9 protein-coding genes are annotated in these 13,936 nt (G+C 70.2%); 6 read left to right on the top strand and 3 right to left on the bottom strand.

Going from position 1 to position 13,936, the window contains the following annotated elements:
* Window positions 1-100: 100 nt before the first annotated feature.
* From IM708_RS14335 to IM708_RS14320, 4 genes are all read left to right on the top strand, one after another.
* Complete coding sequence (locus IM708_RS14335; protein WP_209427261.1) at window positions 101-1,978, top strand: ATP-binding protein; 1,878 nt, start codon at window positions 101-103, stop codon at window positions 1,976-1,978.
* A gap of 10 nt (window positions 1,979-1,988) precedes the next feature.
* Entirely contained in the window at window positions 1,989-3,359 is a 1,371-nt protein-coding gene (locus IM708_RS14330; protein ID WP_209427260.1) for a sigma-54 dependent transcriptional regulator, read from the top strand.
* A gap of 205 nt (window positions 3,360-3,564) precedes the next feature.
* Window positions 3,565-4,539: a TAXI family TRAP transporter solute-binding subunit gene (locus IM708_RS14325; protein ID WP_209427259.1), complete on the top strand. Its 975-nt coding sequence runs from the start codon at window positions 3,565-3,567 to the stop codon at window positions 4,537-4,539.
* A 114-nt stretch (window positions 4,540-4,653) separates the two neighbouring features.
* The gene (locus IM708_RS14320) at window positions 4,654-7,065 is read left to right on the top strand and encodes a TRAP transporter fused permease subunit (protein ID WP_209427258.1); all 2,412 of its coding nucleotides are present in this window, start codon (window positions 4,654-4,656) and stop codon (window positions 7,063-7,065) included.
* A gap of 434 nt (window positions 7,066-7,499) precedes the next feature.
* Here the strand turns inward: IM708_RS14320 and hrpB are convergent, their stop codons facing one another.
* A complete protein-coding gene (gene hrpB, locus IM708_RS14315) occupies window positions 7,500-9,938 on the bottom strand; it encodes an ATP-dependent helicase HrpB (RefSeq protein ID WP_209427257.1) in 2,439 nt (812 codons plus the stop codon).
* A 108-nt stretch (window positions 9,939-10,046) separates the two neighbouring features.
* Between hrpB and meaB the strand changes: the two genes are divergently transcribed.
* Both meaB and rpmB read left to right on the top strand, forming a co-directional pair.
* On the top strand, window positions 10,047-11,042 hold the full coding sequence (gene meaB, locus IM708_RS14310; RefSeq protein ID WP_209427256.1) for a methylmalonyl Co-A mutase-associated GTPase MeaB: 996 nt from the start codon (window positions 10,047-10,049) through the stop codon (window positions 11,040-11,042).
* A gap of 95 nt (window positions 11,043-11,137) precedes the next feature.
* A complete protein-coding gene (gene rpmB, locus IM708_RS14305) occupies window positions 11,138-11,428 on the top strand; it encodes a 50S ribosomal protein L28 (RefSeq protein WP_209427255.1) in 291 nt (96 codons plus the stop codon).
* A 280-nt stretch (window positions 11,429-11,708) separates the two neighbouring features.
* On the opposite strand, the gene IM708_RS14300 is transcribed toward rpmB, so the two are convergent.
* Window positions 11,709-12,989 carry an amidohydrolase family protein gene (locus IM708_RS14300; protein WP_209427254.1) on the bottom strand — a complete coding sequence of 427 codons (1,281 nt, stop codon included), beginning with the start codon at window positions 12,987-12,989 and terminating at the stop codon, window positions 11,709-11,711.
* A complete protein-coding gene (locus IM708_RS14295) occupies window positions 12,989-13,936 on the bottom strand; it encodes an ABC transporter permease (RefSeq protein ID WP_209427253.1) in 948 nt (315 codons plus the stop codon). The genes IM708_RS14300 and IM708_RS14295 overlap by 1 nt, the downstream gene beginning before the upstream one ends.

Here is a 13,936-nt window from a genome sequence, read left to right as displayed (position 1 = left end):
CCCCCGGGGGGGGGGCCCCCCCGCCACCCGGCCGAACGGGCCGGGTGAGGGCCACGCCGCGGGCGTTTGGAAATCCCCGAAGCCATGCTATCACCCGCCCATGAGCGCCCCGACCGCCCCGCCCCTGCGCCCTGCCCCCGCGCGCCTGCACGGGCCGATGGCGCTGCTGGGCGCCCTCGGGCTGATCCTCGCGCTCGGCCTCGGCGCCTGGGGCTACGACCAGCAGCGGCGCGCGGCCCTCATGGAGCTGAGCCAGCGCGGGGAAAGCACGCTCAACCTGGCCGTGGCCGTGCTGCGCGGGCAGCTGGAGCGCTACCGCCGCCTGCCGGGCCTGATCGCGCAGCAGCCCCAACTGCGCCGGATCCTGGCCGATCCGCGCGATCCCGACACGGTCCAGGCCACCAACGCGTTCCTTCAGGCCACCAACCGGCTTCTGCAAAGCTCCGACATCTACGTGATGGGGCTGGACGGCACGACGCTCGCCGCCAGCAATTTCGATGCGCCGCATTCCTTCGTCGGCGGCAACTTCGCCTTTCGCCCCTATTTCCAGGACGCCCTGACCCGCGGCGAAGGGCGCTTCTTCGCGCTCGGCACCACATCACTGGTGCGCGGCTACTACTTCGGAGCGCCGGTCCGCGACCAGGACGCGATCGCCGGCGTGGTGGTCTTCAAGGTCGATCTGGACGCGATCGAGGAAAGCTGGCGCGGCAGCGACTACGAGGTCATCGTCACCGACCCCGAAGGCATTGTCTTCATGTCCAGCCATCCGGACTGGACCTATGCCGCCACCCTGCCGCTGACCGCCGAACGCCGGGCACGGACCGAAGCCACCCGCCGCTATGCCGACACCGACCTGCGCGCGCTGGCGCTGGCGCGGCACGACGGGCCGGGCGGCATGCCCCACTGGCGCATCGACGGGCAGGACTACATGGTCCTGTCGCAGCCCATGCCCGAGGCCGACTGGACGGTGCATGTCCTGACCGCGACCGCAGGGGCGACGGTGCAGGCGGCAACCCGCGTCGCGGTGGCCGCACTTCTGGCCGGGCTGGCGGTGCTGGCGGCGGTGATCCTTCTGCAGCGCCGCGCGCGCATGACCGAGCGCCTGGCCCTGCAGGCCGAGGCGCAGGCCGAACTGGAACGCCGGGTCACGGCGCGCACGACCGAACTGGCCAGCGTCAACCGCCAGCTTGAAGCCGAGGTGGCCGAACGCCGCGCCGCCGAGACCCGCCTGCGCGCCACCCAGGACGAGTTGATCCAGGCCGGCAAGCTGGCCGCGCTGGGTCAGATGTCGGCGGCACTCAGCCACGAGTTCAACCAGCCGCTCGGTGCCGCGCGCAACTATGCCGAGAATGCGCAGCTCCTCATGGACCGCGGCCGGATCGCGGAGGCGCGCGGCAATATCGACCGGATCTTCGACCTGATCGAGCGCATGGGCGCCATCGCGCGCCATCTGCGCAACTTCGCCCGCAAGCCCAACGCACGCCTGTCCGACGTGCCGCTGGCCGAGGCGGTCGCCGCGGTGCAGGAGCTGCTGGGCTGGCGGCTGGCCGCAGAGAGGGTCACGCTGCAGGTCGATCTGGGCGCCGCCCCCCCGGTTCTGCGCGCCGGGCCGGTCCGCCTGCAGCAGGTGCTGGTCAACATCCTGACCAACGCCATGGATGCAATGGACGCGGCCGCGCAGAAGGACACCGCGACCGAACGGCGCATCACCCTGACCGCCCGGCGCGACGGCGCAAACGCCGTGATCCGCATCGCCGATACCGGCGCCGGGATCGCGCCGGCGCTGATCCCGCGGATTTTCGATCCGTTCTTCTCGACCAAGGGGCCGGGCAAGGGGCTGGGGCTGGGGCTGTCGATCTCGTACAACATCGTGCACGACTTCGGCGGCACGCTGACGGCCGATAACGCACCTGAGGGCGGCGCGGTCTTCGTGCTGGTCGTTCCCCTGGCCGAAGCCGATCACCGCGACGCCGCATGATCCGCCCCCGATGAGCAATGGCCGCATCCTGCTGATCGACGACGACACCGACCTGCGCCTGTCGACGGCCCAGGCGCTGGACCTGGCCGGCTTCGACGTCACCGCGCTGGAGGCACCGGAGGAGGCGCTGGCCCTGGTCGGCTTCGGCTTTCCCGGCGTGGTGATCACCGACATCCGCATGCCGGGGATGGACGGGCTGAGCCTGATGAACGCCATCCACCGGATCGACGCGCAGATCCCGGTGATCCTGATCACCGGCCACGGCGACGTGCCGCTGGCGGTACGGGCGATGCGCGACGGCGCGCACGATTTCATCGAAAAGCCGTTCTCCGGCTCGCAACTGGCCGAAACCGCCGCGCGGGCGCTGGATTACCGGCGGCTGGTTCTGGAAAACCGCCTGCTGCGCGCCGCCGCCGGGCAGGCCGACGACCTGGAACAGCGCCTGGTCGGTCGCTCGACCGCGATGATCGACCTGCGCCGCCGGATGCGCACCATCGGCCCGTCCGAGACCGATGTGCTGATCCTCGGCGAAACCGGCACCGGCAAGGAGGTGGTGGCCCGCGCGCTGCACGACCTTTCGGCCCGCGCCGGCAAGCCCTTCATCGCACTCGACTGCGCCGCCCTGCCCGAAACGCAGATCGAGTCCGAACTTTTCGGGCACGAAGCGGGCGCCTTTCCCGGCGCGATGCGGGCGCGCTACGGGCGGTTCGAACACGCCCGCGGCGGCACGGTGCTGCTGGACGATATCGGATCGATGCCGCTGGCGCTGCAGGGCCGGCTTCTGCGCGTGATCCAGGAACGCGTGGTCACGCCGCTCGGCGCGAACGAGGCGCGCCCGCTGGATTTGCGCTTCATCGCCACCACCCGCACGCCCCTGGAGAGGGAGGTCGCCGCCGGCCGCTTTCGCGCCGACCTCTTCTACCGGCTCGCCGTGGTGACGCTGACTGTCCCCCCGCTCTCGGCCCGGCGCGCGGATATCCCGCTGCTCTTCGCGCGCCTTCTGGCCGAGGCCGCGCGCCGCCACCGGATCGACCCGGTCACGCCACCGCCGCCCCTGCTGACCGGGCTGATGGCGCGCGACTGGCCGGGCAACGTGCGCGAGTTGCGCAACGCCGCGGAAAGGCTCGCCCTGGGCATGGACATAGAAGCGGGCGCCGGGCTTGACGCCCTCAACGGCGGGTCCGCCGGCGGCCGCCTGGCCGATCGCGTCGCCGCCTTCGAACGCGCCGAGATCGCGCGCGCGCTCAAGGCGCATGGCGGCACGCTCAAGCCGGTCTACGAATCCCTCGGCCTGTCGCGAAAGACCCTCTACGAGAAGATGCAGCGCCACGGCCTCGACAAGTCCCAGTTCACGCAGGACCCCGCCGGAGCCGACGACTGACGCGCTCTGGGCGGGAATCCACCCACGCACCGGCATGATGGGTGGATTTCCACACATCTCCGGGCTCAAATGGAGGGGAAATCCGGTCCGTTTCGCACATGGGGGCTTGCGTCCCGCGCCTTCCGGCGTCTGAATCGGGGCGCATTCGGCTGCGCGAGGACGCGGCCGGTCTGCCATAACGCGTAACCGTCCAAGGGAGGACCTCATGCGCCTGACCAAGTTCACCGCGCTCGTCGCGGCTTCAATCGTCGTGGCCGGCAGCGCCGTTGCCCAGGACCGTTCGGACTGGCCCAGTTCGATGACCGTCGGCACCGCCAGCCAGGGCGGCGTCTATTTCGTCTACGGCAACGGCCTCGCCGCCTACATCGCCGAGGAACTGGGCATCAACTCGTCGGGCGAAGTGACCGGCGGCCCGGTGCAGAACGTGACGCTGGTGCAGATGGGCGAGCACGGCCTCGGCCTCGTGACCATGGGCCCGATGTACGAGGCCTGGATCGGCGAGAGCGAGCTCGCCCCCGGGCTGGAGCACCGGGACGTGCGCGCGCTCTTCCCGATGTACGAGACCCCCTTCCAGGGCGTCGCGCTGCGCAGCCAGAACATCACCTCGCTCGCCGATCTGAACGGCAAGCGGGTCAGCGTCGGCCCCGCCGGCGGCACCCCCGGCACCTACTGGCCCCGCTTCCTCGAGGCGCTGGAGGTGGACGCCAACGTCTCCTACGCCGGCGCGTCGGATGCCGCCAGCCAGCTGCAGGACGGCCTGATCGACGCCTTCGTCTTCGCCGCCGGCCTGCCGATCGCGGCCTTCAGCCAGCTCGCCGCCGAAGCCGACGTCAACACCTTTACCTTCTCCGAGGAGGAGCACGCGCAGATCCTGGAGGCCTTCCCGGAAGTGTCGTCCTTCACCATCCCGGGCGGCACCTACACCATGCAGGACGGCGACCAGCCCTCGGTCGCGATGTGGAACTTCGCCGTCGTCCACCAGGACATGCCGGAGAGCCTGGCTTACGAGATCACCAAGCTGGTGATGGAAAACAACGACCGGATGATGCAGATCCACTCGGCGGCGCGCGCGACCCTGCCCGAGAACCACGTCAACAACGGCTTCCTGCCCTACCACCCCGGCGCCGTGCGCTGGTTCGAGGAAAACGGGTACGAAATCCCGGATGACCTGAAGGGCTGATCCCGCTTCGGGATCTGGCGCGGGCCGGGCAGATGTCCGGCCCGCGCCGCAGGCGTCGCGCCTGGCTTCGGCCGGCGCAGTGCAGAGACGGGGCTTCATTCAGGGGGGAAAGCCATGTCGGCCACTGACCAAGGCACGCAAAACGGCCCGCAGGTAGAGATAACCGCCATCGCCGATGGCGTCGACCGCGAGATCGTCACCTCGAACCAGCGGGTCTTCGCCGGCCGGGCGCATCTGGCGATCGCCGCCGCCTGCATCCTCTATACCGCGTTCCACATCGTGGTGATGAACCTCTACCCCCTGGAGACCTGGGTCTACCGTCTCATCCATGTCACCGGCGGGCTGATGCTGGGTTTCCTGCTCTATTCGTCGGTCCTGTTCCCCGATACCGAACCCCATGCGCGCCGGGACCGCGCGCCGCTGGAATGGCTGGTCCTCGGCGCCGGGGCGGCGCTGCTGGGCGTCGCCCTGGTCAGCATCGTCTACGCCATCGTCAGCGGAGAGCGGGTGCGCATGGGCGTGGCGCCCGACTACCTCGTGACCACCTTCGGCTGGCCGCTCATCGCCGGCACCGTCATCACACTGGCGGCAAGCTGGCTCTTCCCCGACCGCGACCGCGGCCGCCTCGCCATCGCCGACGCGCTTCTGGCCATCGCGGCGCTGACCGCGGGCATCTACATCATCGCGCATGCGGAATTCCTGCGCAACCGCGCCGGGGTCTTCCCGCATGCCAACGACATGTGGGCGGCGATCGCCGGGATCCTGCTGATCCTGGAACTGACGCGCCGGCTGGCCGGCATGGCGCTGGTCATCATCGTCGCCGTCTTCGTCGCCTACGGTTTCGTTGGCCCCTGGCTGCCGGGCTTCCTCACCCATTCCGGCTATTCACCAGAGCGCTTCTTCGCGCGCATCTACACCGACATCGGCGTGCTGGGACCGACCATAGCGGTATCCTCGACCTACATCATCCTCTTCATCACCTTCGCGGCCTTCCTGCAGGCGTCGCGCGTCGGCGAATACTTCATCAACTTCGCCTTCGCCGCCGCCGGCGGCGCCCGCGGCGGACCGGCCAAGGTCGCCATCTTCGGCTCGGGCCTGATGGGCATGATCAACGGCACCTCGGCAGGCAACGTGGTCTCAACCGGCTCGCTGACCATCCCGCTGATGAAGAAGGTTGGCTACCGCCCCCAGACCGCCGCCAGTGTCGAGGCCGCGGCGTCCTCGGGCGGGCAGATCCTGCCGCCGATCATGGGCGCCGGCGCCTTCATCATGGCCGAGATCACCGGCATCCAGTACCGCGAGATCGTCATCGCCGCGATCATTCCCGCGGTGCTCTATTTCCTGTCGGTCTATTTCATGGTCGACAAGGAGGCGCTGCGCAACGGCATGAAGGGCCTGCCGCGCGAGGAACTGCCGAAGTTCCGCGCCATGGCCCGCCAGGCCTATCTGTTCATTCCCATCGTGATGCTGATCGGCGCGCTCTATGTCGGCTATTCGGTGATCCGGGCGGGCACCGTCGCGATGATCGCGGCCTTCGTGGTCAGCTACGTCCGCATCTTCCTCGATGGCCGGGCCGAGGGCTGGTTCAACCAGTTGCTCGCGCTCTTCCTCTTCGTCGTCGCGCTGGTCCCGCTCTACGTGCTGGCCACGGCGCTGCTCTACGGCACCGGGCCGGACTGGCTGATGCAGTTCGGCGGGTCGGTACTGGCGAGCGGTCTGGCCATCGGCGGGCTGGTGCTGATGGCCGGGCGCAACCCGAACGCCCGCGCCGCCGTCGCGCGCACCGCCGAGCATTTCAAGATGGTCCCCTACGCGTTCGAGATCGCGGCGAAGATGTCGCTGCAACTGGTCGCGGTCTGCGCCGCCGCCGGGGTCATCGTCGGCGTGATCGCGATCACCGGCATCGGCACGCGGCTTTCCGGCGTGCTGATGGCGATCGCCGGGCAAAGCCAGCTTCTGGCGCTTTTCTTCGCGATGTGCGTGGCGATCATCCTGGGCATGGGGATGCCGACGACGGCGGCCTATGCGGTCGCCGCCAGCGTCGTCGCCCCCGGCCTGATCCGCATGGGGATCGAGCCGCTGACCGCGCATTTCTTCATCTTCTACTACGCGGTGATGTCGGCGATCACGCCACCCGTCGCATTGGCGGCCTATGCGGGCGCGGCGATTGCCGGGTCGGACCCGATGAGGACAAGCGTGGAAAGCTTCAAGATCGGCATCGCCGCCTTCGTCGTGCCGTTCATGTTCTTCTTCGCGCCGTCGCTGCTGATGCAGGGCTCCTTCCTCGAGGTGCTGCATGTCTTCGTCACCGCCACCGTCGGCATCTACTTCATGGCCTCGGCCGTGCAGGGCTGGATGTTTGGCAAGCTCAATCCGCTGCTGCGCATCGTGGCGCTGGTCGGCGCGCTGGGGATGATCATGGGCGGCTGGACCTCGGACCTCATCGGGCTGGCGATTGCCGGGTTCGTCTTCGCGATCCAGAAGGGCGTCCTGACCCCGAAGAACGCCGCGCGCGGACTGGACTGAGGGCGAGTCCGGGGCAATCGCCCTCGGCAGCCCCCGGGCAAGTCTCGAGCGCCCGGAACCCGAGGGAGGTGGTGACGGAGGTACTCCCGCCCCTCGTCAGGCTGTGCGCGTTCCGCGCACAACCTTCCTCGCGTTGGGCCGGGCGCCGCACGCTTCGCGCGCGGCGAAAAGAGGCCCCGCCGCCGAGGGCGGGCAGTCCCCGCCCCCACCGATTTCATCTGTCCATAAATATCCCGGGGGGTGAATTGGCGCAGCCAAGAGGGGGGCAGCGCCCCCCTGCAACCGCCGCCGCGACAGACGAAACCGGCGGGCGCAGTCCTTGCCTGATCCTTGCCGCAGCGTTCGGAACTGCCATACGTTTGCCATACGCTTGCCAGCCGCTTGCCATACACTTTCCAGCACCCTGCCGGCGGGCCAGATCGGGGCTCAGGCGCTCACCGACTGCGCGGCTTGGCCCGGAGCGTCGGGTCCGCGGCGCGCGGGTCTTCGGGCCAGGGATGGCGGGGATAGCGGCCGCGCATCTCCTTGCGGACCTCCGCATAGGCGCCGTCCCAGAAGCCCGGAAGATCGGTCGTCACCTGCAGCGGCCGGCCGGCGGGCGACAGCAGCGTGACCTGCACCGGCAGCCGGTTGGGGCCGACCGTCGGATGCTCGGTCACGCCAAACATCTCCTGCAGTTTCAAGGCGATGGCCGGCTTCCCGCTGTCATAGTCGATGGCCACCCGCCGGCCCAGTGGCGTCTGGAACCGCGCCGGCGCCAGCCGGTCCAGCACCTGCGCCTGCTCCCAGTCCAGCGCGCCGCGTAGCGCCTCGGTCAGGTCCAGCGCGCGCAAATCGGCCGCCGTGCGCACGCCCGTCAGCCAGGGCAGCAACCAGTCCTCGGCCCGCGCCAGTATCCCCGCGTCCGACAGATCCGGCAACGCGACCCCCTGCCCGCGCAGCAACGCGACCCGCGCCTGCAACCGCCGCGCCTCGCCCGTCATTCCGCAAACCTCCAGCCCCATCGCCCGCACCCCCTCCAGCGCCGCCCGCGCACGGGCTTCCGGCGGGGCGTCCCAGCGCTGTTCGGACAGCACCAGCGCGCCCAGGCGTTCGCGCCGCGCCGCCACGATCCGTCCGGCGCGCGCGTCCCATGCGCAGACCTGCTGACTTGCGATCCTTTCACCGAGAAGCGCCCGGATCGCGCCTCCGCTCAGCGGCAGCGCCTGGCGGATGCGCGCCTCGCGCGGGTCGCCATCGAGGTCGGTCGCGACGATCCAGGGCGCCGTCCCCAGCGGGTCGTCGTCGTCAAAAACTGCCCCCTTACCGCCCGACAGCAGGTAGCGTGGCGCCGCGCCTCCCCGGCGCTGGCCGATACGGTCGGGGTAGGCCAGCGCGGCCATCTCGGCCGGCACGAAACCCGGCGCTTCCGGAACCATCCGTGCCAACCGCTTCGCCTCGGCGCGGATGCGGTCCAGCGCGTCGCGGCGCAGCGCATGGGCCACGGTCGCGCCGGCAACCGCCTTCAGGCGCAGCGACAGATCGGACGGGGCGCCGACCAGCGGGTCACGGTCGGCCAGCAGCGCCGCCAGCGGCGCGGCGCCGCGCCCGGCGATCAGCAGCATGTGCGCAAGGCGCGGGTGGAGCGGGAGCGCCGCCATCGCCCGGCCGTGAGTGGTGATCCGCCCTGCCCCGTCCAGCGCGCCGAGATCGCGCAGCAGATCGCGCGCCTCGGCCAGCGCTCCCTCGGGCGGCGGCGTCAGGAACGCCAGCCTGTCCGATCCCCATAGCGCCAGTTCCAGCGCCAACCCGGCCAGATCCGCGGCCTCGATCTCGGCCGGCGGATGGGCGGACAGCGCCCCCTCCTGCGCGCGGCTCCAGAGCCGGTAGCAAACCCCCGGCGCCACCCGCCCGGCACGGCCGCGGCGCTGTTCAGCCTCGGCCCGGCTGACGGGTTCGGTCACCAGCCGCGTCATGCCCGAGGCCGGGTCATAGCGCGCCCGCCGCGCGCGGCCCGCGTCGACCACCACGCGAATGTCGGAAATCGTCAGCGAGGTCTCGGCAATGGACGTCGCCAGCACCAGCTTCTGCCCCGCCAGGGCCGGCGCGATGGCGGCACGTTGCTGGGCGAAGGGCAGCGCACCGTAGAGTGGATGCAGGGTGACATCCTGCGGCAGCCGGCCCGAAAGCGCCGCTGCCGTGCGCCGGATCTCGCCCTCGCCGGGCAGGAAGACCAGCACGCCGCCGTCGCACGCAGCCAGCGCCTGCAGGATCAGATCGGCCGTCGCCGTTTCCAGCCGGGTCTCGCGCGTCAGCGGCCGGTCGAGCCAACGGGTCTCCACCGGAAAGGCGCGGCCCTCGGCGGTCAGCACCGGCGCGCCCCCCATCAGGTCGGCCACGGGTCCCGCCTCCAGCGTCGCGGACATGACTAGAAGCCGCAGGTCGGGGCGCAGCGCTGAACGCGCCTCCAGCACCAGCGCCAGCCCCAGATCGGCATTCAGGGAGCGTTCGTGAAACTCGTCGAAGATCACCGCGCCTATCCCGTCCAGCGAGGGGTCCGATTGCAGCATCCGGGTCAGGATGCCCTCGGTCACCACCTCGATCCGCGTCGCGGGACCCGTGCGCGCCTCGCCCCGGATACGGTAGCCGACGGTCTTGCCGACCGGTTCGCCCAGTGTCTCGGCCAGGCGCTCGGCGGCGGCGCGTGCCGCCAGCCGCCGGGGCTCCAGCATCACGATCCGCCCCTGGATCGTGCCCAGCAGCGCCAGCGGCACCCGCGTCGTCTTGCCCGCCCCGGGCGGCGCCTGCAGCACCGCCTGCCCCTGCGCCTCCAAGGCCGCGCAAAGACGTGACAGCAACGGGTCGATGGGTTGCGGATCGCCGGGAAGGTCCATCACCGGCTTATGCGGCGGCGCGGGTCCGATTTCCAGCCCGGGCAACGCGGTGCGGTACTGGACAGCCCGGTGCGACGCGGGCAAGACACTCCGCGAAGGAGGCCGCCGATGACCACCGAGCTTGCCGACGCGATCCTGAAGGCCGACCGGCGTGCCCTCGCGCGCGCGATCACGCTGGTCGAAAGCACCCGCGCCGATCACCGCGAGCGGGCGGCGGCGCTGCTCGACGAACTTGCCGGGCATGGGCGCGAGGCGGTGCGCATCGGGCTGTCCGGCACGCCCGGCGTGGGCAAGTCGACCCTCATCGAAGCCTTCGGGATGATGCTGTGCGACAGGGGCCTGAAGGTCGCGGTGCTGGCGGTCGACCCGTCCTCGGCCCGAACCGGCGGGTCGATCCTGGGCGACAAGACGCGGATGGAGCGGCTGGCGCGGCATCCCAACGCCTTCATCCGCCCCTCGCCCAGCCAGACCCACCTGGGCGGCGTTGCCCGCCGCACGCGCGAGGCGGTGGCGCTGTGCGAGTCGGCGGGCTTCGATATCGTGCTCATCGAAACCGTTGGCGTGGGCCAGTCCGAAACCGTCGTGGCGGAGCTGTCGGATGTCTTCCTGCTGCTGCTGGCGCCCGCAGGCGGGGATGAACTGCAGGGCGTCAAGCGCGGCATCATGGAGGTGGCGGACCTGATCGTCGTCAACAAGGCCGATGGCGAGCTGAAGGCGCAGGCGCAGCGCACGCGCGCGGACTATGCCGGCGCGCTGCGCCTTCTGCGCGCGCGCGAGCAGGACCCGCCCGGCTTTCCCAAGGCGATCACCGTTTCGGCGCAGGAGGAGGTGGGGCTCGAATCGGTCTGGGAGGACATCGGCGCGCTGGTCGACTGGCGGCGCGCGCAGGGTCACTGGGAAAACCGGCGGGCGGCGCAGGCGCGCCACTGGTTCAGCGAGGAGGTCCGCCGCGCGCTCCTGGCCCGGCTGGAAACCCCGGCCGCCCGCCGGCGCATGGCGGCGCTTGCCGAAGCCGTCGCCCGCGGCGAGACCAGCGCGGGGGCAGCCGCGCAAGCGCTTCTCGACGGGCTTGGCCCCCTTGACGCGCCGGACGGGACCGCTTAGAGGCTGCGTCTAGATTCCGGGCGCTGCCGCAGCAGCGCCCATTGCCATTGACCGGGCGCCGTGCAAGCGCCCCGCCGAAAGACGAGGATAGCACCATGTCGCGCCGCTGCGAACTGACGGGCAAGGGCCCGATGTCGGGCAACAACGTGAGCCACGCCAACAACCGCACCCGGCGTCGCTTCCTGCCGAACCTGGTGGATGTGACGCTTTCGTCCGAATCGCTGGGGCAAAGCTATTCGCTGCGCGTCTCGGCGGCGGCGCTGCGCTCGGTGGACCACCGCGGCGGGCTGGATGCGTTCTTGGCCAAGGCCAAGGACGACGAGCTGTCCGCCCGCGCGCTGAAGATCAAGAAGGACATCGCCAAGGCCGCGCAACCCGCCGCCTGAGCCGGTCCGAATCGACCCGATGCAAGGCCCCGCCCCGGCGGGGCCTTTCGTGTCTTGCGCCTGCGTTTCGGCAGCGAATTGCGCGCCATCGCACCCCGAGCGCGCGCCGGAAGTCCGTCATTTCGGCGCAAGGCCGGCGAGCGTCCAAATTTGGACGCGCAAGCAAGTCATTGAAAGAAAAAGATTTCGTCTGAAAAATTTACCTGATTTTAATCCGCCCTCCGGGCATCGGGGACCCCCGCATCTGAGCGATCAAGGGGACGCGAGAGGGACGCTGAAATCAGCCCGTCGGGTGCCGTCGCCGGATGGCCTTCGGTCGCCCCGGCAGCGTCAGCCCGGCATCGCCGCGCGGGCTGCGCGCCACGATCCGCCCCTTCGACACCACCGCCAGCCGGGCCGGGCGCAGGCGGATCGCCTCGACCGGGTCGCCGGCATCCAGCACCACCAGCGAGGCCGTGCAGCCGGGGGCCAGCCCGTAGTCCCGCAGCCCCAGGATGCGCGCATTCTGGACCGTGACCATGTCGAAGCAGCGGCGCATCTCGTCGGGGTGGGTCATCTGCGCGACATGCAGCCCCATGAAGGCCACGTCCAGCATGTCGGCGGTGCCCAGGCTGTACCACGGGTCGCGCACGCAATCCTGACCCCAGCCCACGGTGATGCCATGCGCCTGCATCTCCTTCACCCGCGTCAGGCCCCGACGCTTGGGAAAGGTGTCGTGCCGACCTTGCAGGACGATGTTGATCAGCGGGTTGGGGATCGCCGCCAGCCCGGCCTCGGCCACCAGCGGCAGCAGTTTCGAGACGTAGTAATTGTCCATCGAATGCATCGAGGTCAGGTGCGAACCGGCGGCGCGCCCCTGCAGGCCGAGGCGGCGCACCTCATGCGTCAGCGTCTCGACATGGCGGCTCAGCGGGTCGTCGGTTTCGTCGCAATGCAGGTCGATGGGCAGGCCGCGCTCGGCGGCGAGGGTGGCGAGGTCGCGGACGGATCGCGACCCCTCCTCCATCGTGCGTTCGAAATGCGGGATGCCGCCCACGACATCGACGCCGCGATCAAGCGCCCGGATCAGGTTTTCCCGCCCGTTCGGCGCCCGGTAAAGCCCGTCCTGCGGAAAGGCCACCAGTTGCAGGTCGATGTAGTCGCGGACCTTCTCGCGCACCTCCAGCAGCGCGGTGACGGTGTTGAGGTGATCGGGCGTGGTGTCGACATGGCTGCGAATCGCCAAGAGCCCCTCCGAGACCGCCCAGTCGCAATAGGCAAGCGCGCGCTCCACCATCGCTTCGACCGACGCCTGTTCGCGAAGCTCGCCCCAGAGCGCGATGCCTTCCAGCAGCGTGCCCGAGGCGTTGATGCGCGGTTGCCCGTAGGAAAGCGTCGCGTCCATGTGGAAATGCGGATCGACGAAGGGCGGGCTGACCAGATCGCCCGCGGCCTCGATGACCGCGCCGGCCTCGACCCCGTCGGGCAGCGCCTCGACCGCCGCGATCCGGTCGCCGCGGATGCCGATGTCGGCCACCCGCCCATCGGGCAGCGTGCCGCCCTTCACGATCAGGTCGAACATCAGCGTTCCCCCTTGCTGTAGGGCGTCATCAGGGCCGCGGGCACGGCGGCGCGGCGCGACATGACCACAAGGGCCAGGATCGACAGCAGGAACGGCAGCATGAGGAACACCTGATAGGGAATGTCGGCCCCCAGCGCGGTCTGCTGGAGCCGGATCTGGAACGCGTCGAAGATGCCGAAAAGGACCGCGCCAAGCAGCGCCTTGCCCGGCATCCAGGCGCCGAAGACGACGAGCGCGATGCAGATCCAGCCGCGGCCATTGACCATCTCGAAGAAGAAGGAGTTGAACGCCGACATGGTCAGGAAGGCGCCGCCCACCGCCATCAGCCCCGAGCCGACCATCACCGCCCCCATGCGGATCGCGGTGACCGACAGCCCCTGCGATTCAACCGCCGCCGGATTCTCGCCCGCCGCGCGCACGGCCAGCCCCAGCGGCGTGCGGTAGAGCACCAGCGAGACCACGCCCACCAGCGCGAAAGCCAGATAGGTCAGCGGCGTCTGGGTGAAGAGCGCGGGCCCGACGATCGGCAGGTCGGAAAGGTAGGGGACGGGCAGCGGCTGGAACGCCTCGATCCGCGGGGGGGTGGTGACGCGGGGCAGCGCCAGGCGATAGGCGAAATAGGCCACCGCCGTCGCCAGAAGCGTGATGCCCAGGCCCACGACATGCTGCGACAGGCCGAAGGGCACGGTCAGCGTGCCATGCAGCAGCCCGAACAGCATCCCCGCCCCCATCGCCACCGCCACCCCGGTCCAGAGGCCGAGGCCCGAATAGACCGCCATCCAGCCCGCGAACGCCCCGGCGACCATGATCCCCTCGATCCCGAGGTTCAGGACGCCGGCGCGCTCGCAGATCAGCTCGCCCATCGTGGCGAAAATGAGCGGCGAGGCGATGCGGATGACCGCGGCCCAGAAGCTGGCGGAGAGAAGGATATCGAGGATTTCCGCCAT

It is taken from the genome of Pararhodobacter sp. SW119, assembly GCF_017811755.1.
Lineage (GTDB): Bacteria > Pseudomonadota > Alphaproteobacteria > Rhodobacterales > Rhodobacteraceae > Pararhodobacter.
Note: the sequence above shows the minus strand (reverse complement) of the source record. Positions and strands in the feature narration are given on the sequence as shown.

Bases quoted from the DNA above. Each gene is read 5' to 3' on its own strand.
- IM708_RS14335 (WP_209427261.1), top strand. From the start codon at position 101: ATGAGCGCCCCGACCGCCCCGCCCCTGCGCCCTGCCCCCGCGCGCCTG.
- IM708_RS14330 (WP_209427260.1), top strand. From the start codon at position 1,989: ATGAGCAATGGCCGCATCCTGCTGATCGACGACGACACCGACCTGCGC.
- IM708_RS14325 (WP_209427259.1), top strand. From the start codon at position 3,565: ATGCGCCTGACCAAGTTCACCGCGCTCGTCGCGGCTTCAATCGTCGTG.
- IM708_RS14320 (WP_209427258.1), top strand. From the start codon at position 4,654: ATGTCGGCCACTGACCAAGGCACGCAAAACGGCCCGCAGGTAGAGATA.
- hrpB (WP_209427257.1), bottom strand. From the start codon at position 9,938: ATGGACCTTCCCGGCGATCCGCAACCCATCGACCCGTTGCTGTCACGT.
- meaB (WP_209427256.1), top strand. From the start codon at position 10,047: ATGACCACCGAGCTTGCCGACGCGATCCTGAAGGCCGACCGGCGTGCC.
- rpmB (WP_209427255.1), top strand. From the start codon at position 11,138: ATGTCGCGCCGCTGCGAACTGACGGGCAAGGGCCCGATGTCGGGCAAC.
- IM708_RS14300 (WP_209427254.1), bottom strand. From the start codon at position 12,989: ATGTTCGACCTGATCGTGAAGGGCGGCACGCTGCCCGATGGGCGGGTG.
- IM708_RS14295 (WP_209427253.1), bottom strand. From the start codon at position 13,936: ATGGCGGAAATCCTCGATATCCTTCTCTCCGCCAGCTTCTGGGCCGCG.